The following is a 14569-nucleotide window of genomic DNA, read 5'->3' on the forward strand; positions in this document are numbered from 1 at the left end:
GTCACGGTTCTCCCGATCGGCACGGATCATTCCCCGGACTCAGCGCTATCCTGTGCCCTCACCGCCCGGCGCGCATGTCAAATGCGCCAATTCGCGCCCCCGTCGCGCCGGGCCTCAGATGCCCGGCCGGTAGCGGATCGGATGGTCCGCCGGGACCTCGACGAGCACGAGCTCGTGGCCGTCCGGATCCGCGATCCACATCTCGACCAGCCCCCAGGGCTCCCTCACCGGCTCCCGCAGCACGCTCACCCCGCGCGCCGCCAGCTCCTCGTGCGCCGCCCGCACGTCCGCCACCTGGAGCCACAGCCGCACCGGCTGCGCCACCAGCTCCGCGGCCCGCCCCGACAGCTCCAGGAAGCCGCCGCCCAGGAAGTACACGGTGCCCCGCTCGGGCCCGGTGCCGAACTCGCGGTAGACGCCGAGCCCCAGCACCTCGCCGTAGAAGGTGCGCGACCGCTCGGGGTCGACGGGCCGCAACAGCACCCGGCTGCTCAGTACATGAACCATGCCGACGCAGCGTAGTGCGCGCGCGTTACGCTCGACGGCGCCCACGGGCCCGTCCGCCGCCGGAGCCCCGTACGAGATCGGAGAGCCGCCCCATGACCGTCGCCCCCACTTCCGCCACCGGTGACCTGGTCTTCCGTGACGCCACGGAGGCCGACACCGAGGTGCTCGTCGCGCTGATCGAATCGGCCTACCGGGGCGACTCCAGCCGGGTGGGCTGGACCACCGAGGCGGACATCCTCCAAGGGCAGCGGACCGACCCGCAGGGCGTCCTCGACGTCATCGAGGGGGAGGGCAGCCGGCTGCTCGTCGTCGAGCGGGACGGCCAGGTGGTGGCCTGCTGCCAGCTGGAGCACCGCGGCCCGCACGCCTACTTCGGCATGTTCGCCGTCAGCCCGGCGCTCCAGGGCGCCGGACTCGGCAAGGTGATCATCGCGGAGGCCGAGCGGTCGGTGCGCGAGACCTGGGGCGTCACCGAGATGCACATGACGGTGATCTCCGTGCGCGAGGAACTCATCGCCTGGTACGAGCGTCGCGGCTACCGCCGTACGGGGGAGCTGAGCCCCTTCCCGTACGGCGACGAGCGCTTCGGCGTACCGCAGCGCGCCGACCTGCAGTTCGAGCTGCTGGTCAAGCCGCTGGTCTGAACCGCCGGGCCTACGCGGTGAAGCGGCCCGTGCGCTTGATCTCCGGGTAGTCCGTCGTGGCCCCGTCGAGACCGAGCGCGCGGACCAGGCGCAGGTCGTCCTGCGTGTTCACGACCCAGCCGATGATCCGCAGGTCGGCCTTGCGGGCGTGCTCCACGATCTCCTGCGTGAGCCGCCGGATGTTGAGGACGAGCGTGCCCGCGCCGACGGCAGCGGCCCGCTCCACCACGTCCGTGCCGTAGCGGCTCGCGACCAGCGCGGTGCGCACGCCGGGGACGAGGCGGGCGATCTCCGCGACGGCCTCGTCGTGGAAGGAGATCACCTCGACGCGGTCGACCAGGCCGCGGCGGTGCATCACCTCCGCGAGGGCGCGGGCCGCCGCCGTGTCCTTGATCTCGGCCTGCAGCGGCGCGCTCACCGCGTCCAGGACCTCCTCGAAGACGGGGATGCGTTCGCCGCGGCCGGCGTCGAAGGTGCGCAACTCCTCCAGCGTGTATCCGGCGATCGGGCCGCTGCCGTCCGTCGTGCGGTCGACGTCCGCGTCGTGCATGACGACGAGCGCGCCGTCCTTGCTCAGGTGCAGGTCGAGTTCGATCAGGTCGAGCCCCGCCCGCTCGGCGGCGACGAAGGAACGGAGCGTGTTCTCGGGCTCGACACCCATGACTCCGCGATGGCCGATGGTGAGGAAGTTCAAGGTGGTCTCGCTTCCGTCGACGGTGACACGCCGCCGCACGCCGGCGACGGCCTTCGCAGCCTAGAGCCTTTCTTTCGGATCCGGCTGGGCTCGTGGGGCGTGGCAGGCGCGTCTGCGGCGTTGTCGTCGGTTGCCAACTCCCCCAAGCTCTCGGCTTCGCTCGAGCAGGGGGGACCCCCATCGCGTTGTCGCCCTCCTCCGCCTTGCAGCTGCACGCACCACGCCCCGCTCCCTGATCCAGCCGGATCCGAAAGAAGGGCCCTAGCCGCCGCCACGCGCGCGGGAGCCGGACGCGTCAAGGCGCGGCGCGCTGCGGGTCCTCGGGCGGGGTGAGCGCGGCCAGGTCCGCGAGCATCGCGCGGGACAGCTCGATCTCGGCCTCCAGGCGGCGTTCGCTCCAGCGCAGGGCGATCTGCGGGTGGGCCCAGGCCTCGACGCCGTCCGCCCGCGCGAGCGCGTCCCGCACCTCCTTCAACTCGCCCTCGGTGCGCGCCACATGCTCCCGTACGAGGGTCTCCAGGCGCTCCGGCGTGGCCAGATGCCCGAGCCACACGCGCAGGACCACCGGATGGCGCAGGCCCACCGGGTCGACGTCCTGCCCGCCGTCCGCCCAGGCGGCGAGCGCGGCCCGGCCCTGCTCGGTGATCGCGTAGGACCGCTTCGTACGGGGTTCCTGCGGACCCGAGCGCCGCGACGTCACGTGCCCGAGCTCCTCCAGGCGCCGCAGCTCCGCGTAGATCTGGCTGAAGGCCGGGGCGCCGTAGAAGAACCGCAGGGACGCGTCCGCCCACTTCTTCAGCTCGTACCCGGTCCGCTCACCGGGGAAGGAGAGCAGGCCGAGGACGGCCCAGGCGGTCGGCGGCAGCGACGTGGTCGGCATGCGTCCGCATTGAAGGTGACCGGGGGAGCCGGCGCAAGAGGCCCGCTACTCGGCGTCCGCCCTGTGCAGCAGCGCCGACAGGTGGTGCTGCAGCGGCTGCCCCACCGCCGCGAGGTCGTGGGCGAACGCCAGCGCGCCGGAGTCGGTCAGCGTGTAGCGCCGCCGGGTCGCCTCGACGTGCTTCGCGGTGGGGGTCAGCGCGACGTGCTGCGCGGTCAGATCGACGACGCCGTCGGCCGCGTACCCGACAGCGACCTCCGCGATCCCGGTCGGCTGGGTGATCAGCGCCTCGATGCGGCCGTCGGGCTGCAGCCGCCACCACCCGCTCTCCCGCGCCGCAGGGCGCACCGGCCCGCCCTCCCCGTCGGTGATCCAGGCCCGCGCCGTCACCTGCAGGAACGGCCGCCCGTCATGACTGAAGGTGACCTCCTGCCCGTACGTGAACCCGCTCTCCAGCGTCGGATACTCCCCGGCCCCCCGCCCCCGCCAGGTCCCGATCAGCCCGAGCACGGGCGCGAGCAACGGATGGGGCTCGGGGGACGCGTCGGCGTAGGGGTACGAGGGCGCGGGGTCGGTCACGGGGTACTCCTGAGGTTCTTGCGGTGCGAGGGGCCAGCCTAGGGCGTGGGGGAGGTCGGCTGCTGGGCGAGAACCCCGCTCGGGAACCGGAACCCTGGAACTGGCGAAGCCGTCCGCCCAAAATCCCCCGTGGGCGGACGGCTCGCGTCCGGTGTCCAGAGGTCAGGGTCGGAGCAGGCGACATGGCGCTCTACCAGCTGAGCTACGCCGGCCCGAAGCCGGCGACGGGACTCGAACCCGCGACAACCCGTTACCGAAACGAAGTAGCCCGCTCCTGCGCACCTGGACGCCGTCACCGTAGCCGCGCGGCGGACCGTCCCGCATCCGAATTTCCGTCGCGCCCCTTCCCATGTATGACTGACCGTCATATAACGACTCGTCATATGGCGGGCGTGGCTGTCGGCGCACGGCAGGCTCCGTCGTCCGAGGAAAACCGATCCGAACCCCGGGAGGGGACGTGAAGTTCTCCGTCATCTTCGAGGCCCAGCTCGCCGATCCCACGGTCGAGCGAGAGCATCAGCTCTTCCACGACTGTGTCGAACAGGCCGTCCTCGCCGAGGAGATGGGCTTCGACCGCGTCTGGGCGGTCGAGCACCACTCCCTCAAGTGGTACGCCCACATGTCCGCACCCGAGATCTTCCTGACCTGGGTCGCCGCCCGCACCTCCCGCATCCGCATCGGACACGGCGTCGTCTGCATGCCGTTCAACTTCAACCACCCGGCCCGCGTCGCCGAACGCGCCGCCACCCTCGACCTGCTGTCCGGCGGCCGGCTCGACCTCGGCGCGGGGCGCGGCGGCACCGAGCAGGAGACCAGTCTGTGCGGCGTCGACAAGGAACGCACCACGCAGGAGGTCGAGGAGGCCCTGCGGATCATCGGCAAGGCCTGGGAGAAGGACGAGCTGGAGCACCACGGCCCGCTCCTCGACATCGACCCGCACCCGATCCTGCCCCGCCCCGCGCAGACCCCGCACCCTCCGCTCTTCCTGGCCTGCAGCCGCACCGAGACCCTGCGCCAGGCCGCCGAACTCGGCGTCGGCGCCCTGGTGATGGGCTTCGCGGGCCCGGAGTCGATCGCCGAGATGCGCACGGCCTACGACGCGGCGATCGCGGCCCGGGGCCCCGAGCGCCTCGTCTCCTCGGTCGTCAACGACCACTTCTCGGTGCTGTGCCCGACGATCGTCCTGGACGACCGCGAGACGGCCCGCGCCGTCGGCATCCGGGGTCAGCGCTTCTTCGCCCAGTCCATCGGGCACTGGTACGGCGGCGCCGGCGTCCCCGACGAGGCCGTCGTCGAGGGCACGGACGAGGCGGCGGCGATGCGTGCGGCCGCCGAGCAGGTCGTGGCCCGGCTCCACGAACAGCGGATCCCGGTCCGCCCCACGGCCACCGCCACCTTCAACGCCGACCACGCCTACGGCACCGCCGAGGACGCCATCGCCTACGTGCAACGCCTGATCGACGCGGGCGCCGACGAGATCATGTGCCTCATCCAGATGGGCACGGTGCCGCAGGAGGCGTGCCTGGAGACGCTGCGCCAGTGGGGAGAGAAGGTCATCCCGCACTTCAGGCAGGCAGATCCGGCGACGTCCTAGCCGCTCCCGGTCAGGCGGCCGGCACCACACACGATCAGCGACTCCGTCGTGGGGCGCGACCATCCTGCTCCTGGGGCGCGCGCGGGGCTGTACTCATTCAGCGACTCTGTCGCGGGCCGCGAACAACTGGCCCCTGGGGCGCACGAAGTGTGCCTCCCAGGGGCGCGGGGAACTGCGCGAGAAGCCCCACCGGGCGGCACCCGGCGACGATCCTCGGCCCCCGCGGCGGAGCCCCCGCGACCGAAGCGCCGCATGCCGCACCCGGCGGCCGCACGCAACCCCACGACGGCGAACCGGAGTCGCGCACGGGGCTTCCTCATGCGGCCCCGCCGGGCCACAGTCACCCCGAGCACTCCCGTCCACCCGCCACCCGCCCCCCGACCACTCACCCGGAGCCGCCCATGTCCGCCAAGAACGGCAACGCCGCCGACCGGCTCGACCCCGGTGCCCGACCCCTGGTCGATGCCATCGCCGCCTTCTTCCCCGACGTGGGCGGCGCCGTCACCGACGCGGTCGAGGCCCGCCGGATCCTCGACGCGACCCCGCCGTCCCCGCTGCCCGTCCCCGACGTGGGCGGGGTCGAGGACCGGGAGATACCCGGGCCGCCCGGAGCGCCGCCGATCCCGGTCCGGATCTACGCTCCGCAGGGCGGCGGCGCGCAGGCGCGGCCGCTCGTCGTGTTCTTCCACGGCGGCGGCTGGGTCCTGTGCGGGCTCGACAGTCACGACGGCACGGCCCGCGCCCTGTGCGCCGACGCCGGGGCCGTCGTCGTCTCGGTCGACTACCGGCTCGCCCCCGAGTCCCCGTTCCCGGCCGCCGTCCACGACGCGTACGCCGCCGTGCGCTGGGCGGCGGACCACGCGGCGGAACTCGGCGCGGACCCGGACACGCTGACCGTCGCGGGGGACAGCGCCGGCGGCAACCTCGCCGCCGTCGTCTCCCAGATCGCCCGCGACGAGGGCGGCCCGCACATCGCCCGGCAGATCCTCGTCTACCCCGCGACCGACGCCCGGGGCCGCTCCGGCTCGTACGCGGACAACGCGTCGGGGTACTTCCTCACGACCGCCGCCTGTGCGTGGTTCAGGGAGCAGTACCTCGGCCCGGACGGTGATCCGGCCCACCCGCGCGTCTCGCCGCTGCTCGCCGAGGACCTCTCCGGGCTGCCGCCCGCCCATGTCGTCACGGCCGGCTGCGATCCGCTGTGCGACGAGGGCCGGGCCTACGCGACGGCGCTGCGCGAGGCCGGGGTGCAGGTCGGCGAGAGCTACTTTCCGGCCATGTTCCACGGGTTCTTCGGCTTCCCCCAGCTCCTCGAAGACGCCCGCGCGGCCCACGCCGCTGTGACAGAGGTCATCGTTTCGACCCTCACCGACAGGAAAAACAGCGGTGCTACCGGGGGTGGCGCAGGATAATTTCCACTGGCTCCCCTTGCTCGGAAGAACCTCGCATGCATACGGTGTCCATACGCGAGGTTCTCCCGTGGAGGATGGGACATGACGGAAATTCTTGTGCAGGCGGCTGTGGAGGGGAACGTTCCTCCCGCCGGTTCGGGTGGCGGCAGGGTGGTGGAGCACCCGGCATGGCCCGTGCTCAAGGACGCCGTGGAGGAGATCAGGACCTGGCAGAACAAGGACGGGTCCATAGCCTTCGACGCGGAGGGCGCCCCGGCCAAGGCTGTCGCCGAGCAGGCGGTGGACCGGGTCGTGGCCGCCGTCGAGCAGCTGGCCCCGCTGGTGCCGCACGACGCCGCGTACCACAAGGCGCTCGTGGCCGACCTGCGCCGCTGGGCCGAGGACGGCTTCCAGGTCCCGGACTTCCTGGACTCGCTGCTGGCCTTCCAGCCGGCCGCGCAGCGCCGCGACGGGCTCCAGCACCTGGTGCTCTTCCCGATGTACACGCAGAACGGCAACCTGGACCGCAACCTGGAAGCCGTCGTGCTCCGCATGGTGTGGCCCGACTGGCTGGCCGAGCTCGAGGCCACCCGTTACGACAACCCGCTGTTCTGCGGCATCACCTTCGAGGACTTCACGTCCGGGTACGACACGCACTCGGCAGTCCTCTTCCCAGAGACGATCGCGGTGCGCGAGGCACCCGAGCGCTTCTCCTGGGGCGGCATCTTCTGCGACCGCGAGGCGGCCCGCTTCCGCCGCGTCACCGAGGCCGCCGTGGACACCCTGGGGCTCGAACTGCCCGAGGACATCCGCGAGATGGTCGGCGACCAGGAGCGCTGCCAGCAGGCGTTCGTGCTGTGGGACATGGTCCACGACCGCACGCACAGCCACGGCGACCTGCCGTTCGACCCGTTCATGATCAAGCAGCGCCAGCCGTTCTGGATGTACGGCCTCGAAGAGCTGCGCTGCGACCTCACCGCCTTCAAGGAGGCCGTGAAGCTGGAGGCCGAGGGCAACTCCCACGGCCGTGACGTCCAGTACGCCGTGCTCTTCGACCGGATGTTCCGCTTCCCGGTCTCCGGTGACCGCAACCGCAACTACGACGGTCTCGGCGGCCAGCTCCTCTTCGCGTACCTGCACAAGCACGACGTGGTCCGCTGGACGGACAACAAGCTGCACATCGACTGGCAGCGGGCCCCCGAGGTCACCAACCAGCTGTGCGCCGAGATCGAGAAGCTCTACCGCGACGGCATCGACCGCCCGAAGCTGGTCCACTGGTTCGCCGCGTACGACCTGGTCTCGACGTACCTCGCCCCGCACCCGGGCTCCCGCTGGGCCAAGGGCCCCGACGCCCTGGACCTGACGCAGCCGCCGCGCAAGCTGGTCGACGACGTGCTTCCCGACGAGTTTCCGCTCAGCATGTTCTATGAGGCGCTCTCCAAGAAGCTCAAGAACGTGATCGCGTCCACCAAGGGCATCACGGCGGCGAGCGCGGAGAAGGTGGCCGCGTGAGCCACGCCGAGAACGCGGGAAGCCAGGAGGCGGAAGCCATGTCCGACACCCACACGACCGGGAACCTGGACGGTGCCGTGATCGCGGTAGCCGGAGCGGCGGGCCCCGCCGGGCGGGCGACCCTCAAGCGGCTCGCGGAGGCCGGCGCCACCGTCATCGGCGCCGACGCCGACGCGGAGCGGCTCGCGGCGGCGGTCGACGAGGCGCGCTACGCGCACGGCGGCGCCACCGTCGTCGGTGACACCGTGGACCTCCTGGACCTGCACGCGACACGCGACTGGGTGAACCGTCTGGAGAAGGACTTCGGCCGGGTCGACGGCGTCGTCCACCTCGTCGGCGGCTGGCGCGGCAGCGCCTCCTTCGCCGAGACCGACCTCGCCGACTGGGACCTCCTCGAGAAGCTCCTGATCCGCACGGTGCAGCACACCTCGCTGGCCTTCTACGACGCGCTCACCCGCAGTGACCGCGGCCGTTACCTGCTGATCAGCGCCGCCGGCGCGTCCAAGCCGACCGCGGGCAACGCGGCGTACGCGGCCTCCAAGGCTGCCGCCGAGGCGTGGACGCTCGCCCTGGGCGACGCCTTCCGCAAGGCGGGGGGCGACGCGGGCCCGCAGCAGGCGGCTGCGATCCTGGTGGTCAAGGCGCTGGTGCACGACGCGATGCGCGCCGAACGCCCCAACGCGAAGTTCGCGGGCTTCACGGACGTCAAGGAGCTGGCCGAGGCCATCACCGGGGTCTGGGACCGGCCCGCCGCCGATCTGAACGGGACCCGTCTGTGGCTGACCGAGAAGCCGTGAACCCTCCGAAGACCGACGCCCGCAGGCACCACGACCCCACGATCCGGGGCTTCGCGAGTGACAACTACGCGGGAGCCCACCCGGAGGTGATGGCGGCCCTCGCCCTCGCCAACGGCGGTCACCAGGTCGCGTACGGCGAGGACGACTACACGGACCATCTCCAGCAGATCATCCGCAGCCACTTCGGCCCCACGGCCGAGGCGTTCCCCGTCTTCAACGGGACGGGTGCCAACGTCGTCGCGCTCCAGGCGGTCACCGACCGCTGGGGCGCGGTGATCTGCGCCGAGTCCGCGCACATCAACGTGGACGAGGGCGGCGCCCCGGAGCGGATGGGCGGGCTCAAGCTGCTCACCGTACCGACGCCCGACGGCAAGCTCACCCCCGAGCTGATCGACCGTCAGGCATTCGGCTGGGACGACGAGCACCGCGCGATGCCGCAGGTCGTCTCGATCACGCAGTCCACCGAACTGGGCACGCTGTACACGCCGGAGGAGATCCGCGCGATCGTCGAGCACGCCCACCGGCACGGCATGCGGGTGCACCTCGACGGCTCCCGGATAGCCAACGCGGCCGCGTCCCTGGACGTCCCGATGCGGACGTTCACGAACGCGGTCGGCGTCGACATCCTGTCGCTGGGCGGCACGAAGAACGGCGCGCTGTTCGGCGAGGCCGTCGTCGTCCTCAACCAGGACGCGGTGCGGCAGATGAAGCACCTGCGCAAGATGTCGATGCAGCTCGCCTCGAAGATGCGCTTCGTGTCGGTGCAGCTGGAGGCGCTGCTCGCGAAGGACCTGTGGCTGCGCAACGCCCGGCACGCCAACGAGATGGCCCAGCGGCTCGCCGAGGGCGTCCGCGCCGTGCACGGCGTGGAGATCCTCTACCCGGTGCAGGCCAACGGCGTGTTCGCGCGGCTCCCGCACGACGTCTCCGAGCGCCTGATGAAGAAGTACCGCTTCTACTTCTGGGACGAGGCGGCCGGCGACGTGCGCTGGATGTGCGCCTTCGACACCCGCGAGGAGGACGTGGACGGCTTCGTCGCGGCCCTCAAGGAGGAGATGGCGCGCTAGCCGGCCCCGCCGGGAGTGCTGCATAGATATGCGTCCGACCGTAAAGTCATTGACTGGCGGTCGGCCGCATTCCTATGCTCGCGTGCCATGCAGCTGATCCAGCAACACCCTGATCTGTCGGCGTACTTGGCGGCCGACGACGTGATCGACCACGGACACCCGCTCGTCCGGGAGACCGCCGCACGCCTCGCGGGCGGCGCCGACGACTCATATGCATACGCCCGCGCCGCCTATGAGTTCGTGCGCGACGCCATCCCGCACTCGGCCGACAGCGGTGATCTGCGCGTCACCTGGCGGGCCTCCGACGTCCTCGCGCAGGGCACCGGGATCTGCCACGCGAAGGCCCACGCGCTGACCGCGCTGCTGCGCGCCGAGGACATCCCCACGGCGCTCTGTTATCAGCGCCTGACGTACGACGCCGGGACGGGCTGGTGCGTCCACGGGCTGGTCGCCGTACGGTTCCACGGCGCCTGGCACCGCCAGGACGTGCGGGGGAACGTGGGTGGGATCGACGCCCAGTTCTCGCTGGAGGGTGAGCGGCTGGCGTTCCTGCCCGACGCCGAGGCCGGTGAGCTGGACTATCCGGGGCTCTTCGCGGCGCCGCACCCGGTCGTGCTCGACGTGATGCGCGGCGCGCCGGACCGGCCCCACCTGTGGGAGCACCTGCCCGACGCGCTGCCGGAGTGACTCGGTCCGCTCAGCCCGCCTCGGCGGCCTTGACCTGCTCGGGGGTCGGCGCGGTGCCGCCCAGGTGCGCCGGCATCCACCACGTGTCGTCGGCGCCCTTGGGGCGGACCGGGTAGGCGCGCTGCGCGGCCTCGAGCAGCTCCTGCACGCGGTCGCGCAGCCGGCGGGTGATCGCGCCCGCGTACTGGTCCTTCGGCGCCTCGATGGCCTCGCCCACCCGGATCGTGACCGGGATGTGCTGCCGCTTGAAGTTGCGCGGACGGCCCTTCGTCCAGATCCGCTGGGTGCCCCACAGCGCCATCGGGATCAGCGGCACGCCGGCCTCCTGCGCGAGGCGCACGGCACCGGTCTTGAAGCTCTTCAGCGTGAAGGACTGCGAGATCGTCGCTTCCGGGAAGACACCCACGACCTCGCCGGAGCGCAGCGACGCGAGCGCGTGCTGGAACGCGTGCTCACCCTGCGAGCGGTCCACGGGGATGTGCTTCATGCTCCGCATCAGCGGACCGGAGACCTTGTGCCGGAACACGGACTCCTTGGCCATGAAACGGACCAGGCGCTTCTGCGGCAGCGCCGCCAGACCGTCGAAGACGAAGTCGAGGTAGCCGATGTGATTGCTGACCAGGACGGCGCCGCCCGAGCGCGGAATGTTCTCCGAGCCCTGGCAGTCGATCTTCAGGTCGAGCGCCTTGAACAGTGTTTTGGCGACGCCGATGACCGGACGGTAGACGAGCTCTGCCATGGAGGGGGTGGACCCTTCTGATTGCCTGGGGAATCCGCCTCCTGGTGGAGGCGTTCCCGGCGGTAAGTTACGCAGCCGTAGGTTTTCCGGCTTGCGCAGATCGTGCCCCATGAACGGCCGGGTGACCAGTCCTGGTTCCTGCGCCGCGCGAGATCCTTGTCACGTGGGCGGGAATCAGCGCGGGCGTTTGCGCGCTGGAAAGAGGAACACGGGTGAAGGAGGAGCGGCGTGGCCGCAGGTGAAATGAGTCTGGGTGCCGAGCAGTTGGCGGCCCCGCTGGGGGAGCGGGCCACGCTCGTCCAGTTCTCCAGCGCGTTCTGCGCGCCGTGCCGGGCCACCCGGCGGGTGCTCGCCGAGGTCGCGGCCATGGTCCCGGGTGTCTCGCACATCGAGATCGACGCCGAGGACCGGCTCGACCTCGTCCGCGCCGTCGGCGTCGTCAAGACGCCCACCGTGCTGGTCCTGGACGCGGCCGGCCGCGAGGTCCGCCGGGCGGCGGGACAGCCGCGCCGGGCGGACGTCATCGCGGCGCTCGGTGCCGCCGTCGCTGCGTGACACCTGCCCCGCGCACGTGATGCTGCTCCCAGATGACGGAACGCACTTGACTGCATGCGTCACGCATCGTCAGTCTGACCACATGTTCTGGGAACTCCTTCTCTTCGAGCGGGTCCACGTCGACCTGGCGAGGTGCTCCAGCGCGCGCTGTCCCGGCTCCTGACGCAGCCACGGCCCCCGCTCGCACCTCCAGCAGAAGGACAATTCCATGACGGCCTCGCCCGATCTGCGCACCGCGCTCCCCGCCACGCCCGATCTGCTCCGCTCCGTCTTCCGGCAGCACGCCGCCGGCGTCGCGGTGATCACGGCGGCCGGTGCCGCACCCGTGGGCTTCACCGCCACCTCCCTCACCTCGGTCTCCGCGACACCCCCGGTGATCTCCTTCGGCATCGGACTGGGTGCCTCCAGCTGGCCCACCGTCGCCGAGTCCGAGTACGTCGGCGTGCACATACTCGGCGAGCACCAGGCCGACCTCGCCGGCACCTTCGCCAGGAGCGGCGCCGACCGCTTCGGCGAGCCCACCCGCTGGTTCGAGGGCCCGCACGGGGTGCCGGTCCTAGAGGGCGTCCTCGCCTGGCTCGTCTGCAAGGTCATCGCGCGCGTGCCCGCCGGCGACCACCGCATCGTCCTCGCCGAGGCGGTCTGCGGGGACCCGGCCGGAGCCGGCCGCCCGCTCCTCTACCACCAGGGTCGCTTCAACGCGCTGCGCGACTGAGAGTTCCCGGTCCGCGCGACTACGGAGCGTTGGCCATGTCACACCGCAAAGCGCTTGCTTAGTGAGCGCGCAGCGGATGTACTACTGGTGAGTAATATTTCGTTCGGAGCGCGGGCCGCCCCGACCGGAAGAGTCCGCTTCAGGCGCCTATGCTGCCTGCAAGAAGGCGAAGTCAGCCGCAGGCAGCTGGGGTGCGCCCAGTACAAGACGATTGCAGTAGGAGAGCCGGCGTGAGCTTGAGGATCGTTGTCACCGTGAAGTACGTGCCGGACGCGACCGGTGACCGGCATTTCGCGGATGACCTGACCGTGGACCGTGACGATGTGGACGGCCTGCTTTCCGAGCTGGACGAGTACGCGGTGGAGCAGGCGCTGCAGATTTCGGAGAACTCGGACGACGATGTCGAGATCACCGTGCTGACGGTGGGTCCCGAGGACGCGAAGGACGCGCTGCGCAAGGCGCTGTCGATGGGTGCGGACAAGGCGATCCACGTCGAGGACGACGATCTGCACGGCACGGACGCGATCGGTACGTCGCTGGTGCTGGCGAAGGCGATCGAGAAGGCGGGCTTCGACCTGGTCGTCTCGGGCATGGCGTCGACGGACGGTACGGCGGGGATCGTGCCGGCGCTGGTGGCGGAGCGTCTGGGTGTGCCGCAGGTGACGCTGCTGTCCGAGGTCGCCGTGGAGGGCGGCACGGTGTCGGGTCGTCGTGACGGGGACGCGGCGTCGGAGCAGCTGGAGGCTTCGCTTCCGGCGGTGGTGTCGGTGACGGACCAGTCGGGTGAGGCGCGTTACCCGTCGTTCAAGGGGATCATGGCGGCGAAGAAGAAGCCGGTGGAGTCCTGGGACCTGTCCGACCTCGGCATCGAGGCGGAGGAGGTCGGTCTCGAGGGTGCGTGGACGAAGGTCGAGTCCGCGGCCGAGCGTCCGGCGCGTACCGCGGGCACGATCGTGAAGGACGAGGGCGAGGGCGGCAAGCAGCTCGCCGAGTACCTCGCGGGCCAGAAGTTCATCTGAGCTTTTGTCGCCTCATCCATTCGCCCAAGTTCTTTGTGATTGCAGGAGATTGAAGTCCCATGGCTGAAGTTCTGGTCTACGTCGACCACGTGGACGGTGCGGTCCGCAAGCCCACGCTGGAGCTGCTGACGCTGGCGCGTCGGATCGGTGAGCCGGTCGCGGTCGCTCTCGGCAGTGGTGCCGCCGGTACCGCGGCGGTGCTGGCCGAGCACGGTGCCACCCGGGTTCTGACGCACGAGGCGGCCGACTACGCCGACTACCTGGTCGTGCCGAAGGTCGAGGCGCTTGAGGCCGCGGTCGCGGCGGTGTCGCCGGTGGCGGTGCTGGTTCCCTCCTCCGCGGAGGCGAAGGAGGTCGCGGCGCGTCTGGCGCTGCGGATCGGGTCGGGCATCATCACCGACGCGGTCGACCTGGAGGCCGGTGACAGCGGTCCGGTGGCCACGCAGTCGGTGTTCGCCGCCTCGTTCACCACGAAGTCCGTGGTGGTCAAGGGCACCCCGGTCATCACGGTGAAGCCCAACAGTGCCGCGGTCGAGCCGGCGGCCGCCGCGGGTGCGGTCGAGGCCCTGGACGTGGCGTTCTCGGAGAAGGCGCACGGCACGAAGGTCACCGCCCGCACGGCGCGTGAGTCGACGGGCCGCCCGGAGCTGACCGAGGCCGCGATCGTGGTCTCCGGCGGCCGTGGTGTGAACGGTGCGGAGAACTTCTCGGTCATCGAGGCCCTCGCCGACTCCCTGGGCGCGGCCGTGGGTGCCTCGCGTGCCGCGGTCGACGCCGGCTGGTACCCGCACTCCAACCAGGTCGGCCAGACCGGCAAGTCCGTCTCCCCGCAGTTGTACATCGCCTCGGGCATCTCGGGCGCGATCCAGCACCGGGCCGGTATGCAGACCTCGAAGACGATCGTCGCGATCAACAAGGACCCCGAGGCCCCGATCTTCGACCTCGTCGACTACGGCGTCGTCGGCGACCTCTTCGACGTCGTCCCGCAGCTGACCGAGGAGGTCAAGACCCGCAAGGGCTGACCCGCTCCACTGTCGACGGGGCCGCGTGGTGTTCATCACCGCGCGGCCCCGTCCGCGTGACGGGACCATGCAAGGGAGCCATTGACTGACGTCATCACGGCCGTTAACTTCACTATGCGGATTGTTGATTCCGCGGAGTGGAAACATCGAGCATATGGAGGGTGCAG

16 protein-coding genes are annotated in these 14569 nt (G+C 71.1%); 11 read left to right on the forward strand and 5 right to left on the reverse strand.

Features of this window, described 5'->3' with window-relative positions:
* Positions 1 to 114: 114 nt before the first annotated feature.
* On the reverse strand, positions 115 to 507 hold the full coding sequence (locus IAG42_RS31675) for a VOC family protein (protein WP_188340380.1): 393 nt from the start codon (positions 505 to 507) through the stop codon (positions 115 to 117).
* Positions 508 to 599: 92 nt separating this feature from the next.
* Here IAG42_RS31675 and IAG42_RS31680 point away from each other — a divergent pair, with 92 nt between their 5' ends.
* The gene (locus tag IAG42_RS31680) at positions 600 to 1151 is read left to right on the forward strand and encodes a GNAT family N-acetyltransferase (RefSeq protein WP_188340381.1); all 552 of its coding nucleotides are present in this window, start codon (positions 600 to 602) and stop codon (positions 1149 to 1151) included.
* A gap of 10 nt (positions 1152 to 1161) precedes the next feature.
* Here IAG42_RS31680 and IAG42_RS31685 read toward each other — a convergent pair whose 3' ends face one another.
* The 3 genes from IAG42_RS31685 to IAG42_RS31695 form a co-directional block, all read right to left on the reverse strand.
* Entirely contained in the window at positions 1162 to 1845 is a 684-nt protein-coding gene (locus tag IAG42_RS31685) for a glycerophosphodiester phosphodiesterase (RefSeq protein WP_188340382.1), read from the reverse strand.
* A 295-nt stretch (positions 1846 to 2140) separates the two neighbouring features.
* Complete coding sequence (locus tag IAG42_RS31690; protein ID WP_188340383.1) at positions 2141 to 2725, reverse strand: PadR family transcriptional regulator; 585 nt, start codon at positions 2723 to 2725, stop codon at positions 2141 to 2143.
* A 45-nt stretch (positions 2726 to 2770) separates the two neighbouring features.
* Entirely contained in the window at positions 2771 to 3304 is a 534-nt protein-coding gene (locus IAG42_RS31695; RefSeq protein WP_188340384.1) for a nitrobindin family protein, read from the reverse strand.
* Positions 3305 to 3761: 457 nt separating this feature from the next.
* Between IAG42_RS31695 and IAG42_RS31700 the strand changes: the two genes are divergently transcribed.
* The 6 genes from IAG42_RS31700 (at position 3762) to IAG42_RS31725 (ending at position 10352) form a co-directional block, all read left to right on the forward strand.
* Positions 3762 to 4898, forward strand: a complete 1137-nt coding sequence (locus IAG42_RS31700; RefSeq protein ID WP_188340385.1) for an LLM class flavin-dependent oxidoreductase — start codon at positions 3762 to 3764, stop codon at positions 4896 to 4898.
* A 401-nt stretch (positions 4899 to 5299) separates the two neighbouring features.
* Positions 5300 to 6310, forward strand: coding sequence for an alpha/beta hydrolase (locus tag IAG42_RS31705; RefSeq protein WP_188340386.1), 1011 nt, complete (start codon positions 5300 to 5302; stop codon positions 6308 to 6310).
* Between the two features lie 81 nt (positions 6311 to 6391).
* Entirely contained in the window at positions 6392 to 7801 is a 1410-nt protein-coding gene (locus IAG42_RS31710) for a DUF6421 family protein (RefSeq protein ID WP_188340387.1), read from the forward strand.
* Between the two features lie 38 nt (positions 7802 to 7839).
* The gene (locus tag IAG42_RS31715) at positions 7840 to 8598 is read left to right on the forward strand and encodes an SDR family oxidoreductase (protein WP_188341703.1); all 759 of its coding nucleotides are present in this window, start codon (positions 7840 to 7842) and stop codon (positions 8596 to 8598) included.
* Positions 8595 to 9665: a threonine aldolase family protein gene (locus IAG42_RS31720; RefSeq protein ID WP_188340388.1), complete on the forward strand. Its 1071-nt coding sequence runs from the start codon at positions 8595 to 8597 to the stop codon at positions 9663 to 9665. Before IAG42_RS31715 ends, IAG42_RS31720 begins: the two co-directional genes overlap by 4 nt.
* Before the next feature lie 87 nt (positions 9666 to 9752).
* Positions 9753 to 10352 carry a transglutaminase-like domain-containing protein gene (locus IAG42_RS31725; RefSeq protein ID WP_188340389.1) on the forward strand — a complete coding sequence of 200 codons (600 nt, stop codon included), beginning with the start codon at positions 9753 to 9755 and terminating at the stop codon, positions 10350 to 10352.
* A 10-nt stretch (positions 10353 to 10362) separates the two neighbouring features.
* Here the strand turns inward: IAG42_RS31725 and IAG42_RS31730 are convergent, their stop codons facing one another.
* On the reverse strand, positions 10363 to 11091 hold the full coding sequence (locus tag IAG42_RS31730) for a lysophospholipid acyltransferase family protein (RefSeq protein ID WP_188340390.1): 729 nt from the start codon (positions 11089 to 11091) through the stop codon (positions 10363 to 10365).
* A 243-nt stretch (positions 11092 to 11334) separates the two neighbouring features.
* Here IAG42_RS31730 and IAG42_RS31735 point away from each other — a divergent pair, with 243 nt between their 5' ends.
* The 4 genes from IAG42_RS31735 (at position 11335) to IAG42_RS31750 (ending at position 14402) form a co-directional block, all read left to right on the forward strand.
* Positions 11335 to 11646, forward strand: a complete 312-nt coding sequence (locus tag IAG42_RS31735; protein ID WP_188341704.1) for a TlpA family protein disulfide reductase — start codon at positions 11335 to 11337, stop codon at positions 11644 to 11646.
* A 208-nt stretch (positions 11647 to 11854) separates the two neighbouring features.
* Positions 11855 to 12361 carry a flavin reductase family protein gene (locus IAG42_RS31740; RefSeq protein WP_188340391.1) on the forward strand — a complete coding sequence of 169 codons (507 nt, stop codon included), beginning with the start codon at positions 11855 to 11857 and terminating at the stop codon, positions 12359 to 12361.
* A 230-nt stretch (positions 12362 to 12591) separates the two neighbouring features.
* A complete protein-coding gene (locus IAG42_RS31745) occupies positions 12592 to 13380 on the forward strand; it encodes an electron transfer flavoprotein subunit beta/FixA family protein (RefSeq protein ID WP_188340392.1) in 789 nt (262 codons plus the stop codon).
* Positions 13381 to 13439: 59 nt separating this feature from the next.
* The gene (locus IAG42_RS31750; protein WP_188340393.1) at positions 13440 to 14402 is read left to right on the forward strand and encodes an electron transfer flavoprotein subunit alpha/FixB family protein; all 963 of its coding nucleotides are present in this window, start codon (positions 13440 to 13442) and stop codon (positions 14400 to 14402) included.
* Positions 14403 to 14569: the final 167 nt, after the last annotated feature.

Source organism: Streptomyces xanthii, from assembly GCF_014621695.1.
GTDB classification, from domain to species: Bacteria; Actinomycetota; Actinomycetes; order Streptomycetales; family Streptomycetaceae; genus Streptomyces; species Streptomyces xanthii.

Bases quoted from the DNA above. Each gene is read 5' to 3' on its own strand.
- IAG42_RS31675 (WP_188340380.1), bottom strand. From the start codon at position 507: ATGGTTCATGTACTGAGCAGCCGGGTGCTGTTGCGGCCCGTCGACCCC.
- IAG42_RS31680 (WP_188340381.1), top strand. From the start codon at position 600: ATGACCGTCGCCCCCACTTCCGCCACCGGTGACCTGGTCTTCCGTGAC.
- IAG42_RS31690 (WP_188340383.1), bottom strand. From the start codon at position 2,725: ATGCCGACCACGTCGCTGCCGCCGACCGCCTGGGCCGTCCTCGGCCTG.
- IAG42_RS31705 (WP_188340386.1), top strand. From the start codon at position 5,300: ATGTCCGCCAAGAACGGCAACGCCGCCGACCGGCTCGACCCCGGTGCC.
- IAG42_RS31710 (WP_188340387.1), top strand. From the start codon at position 6,392: ATGACGGAAATTCTTGTGCAGGCGGCTGTGGAGGGGAACGTTCCTCCC.
- IAG42_RS31715 (WP_188341703.1), top strand. From the start codon at position 7,840: ATGTCCGACACCCACACGACCGGGAACCTGGACGGTGCCGTGATCGCG.
- IAG42_RS31725 (WP_188340389.1), top strand. From the start codon at position 9,753: ATGCAGCTGATCCAGCAACACCCTGATCTGTCGGCGTACTTGGCGGCC.
- IAG42_RS31730 (WP_188340390.1), bottom strand. From the start codon at position 11,091: ATGGCAGAGCTCGTCTACCGTCCGGTCATCGGCGTCGCCAAAACACTG.
- IAG42_RS31735 (WP_188341704.1), top strand. From the start codon at position 11,335: ATGAGTCTGGGTGCCGAGCAGTTGGCGGCCCCGCTGGGGGAGCGGGCC.
- IAG42_RS31740 (WP_188340391.1), top strand. From the start codon at position 11,855: ATGACGGCCTCGCCCGATCTGCGCACCGCGCTCCCCGCCACGCCCGAT.
- IAG42_RS31750 (WP_188340393.1), top strand. From the start codon at position 13,440: ATGGCTGAAGTTCTGGTCTACGTCGACCACGTGGACGGTGCGGTCCGC.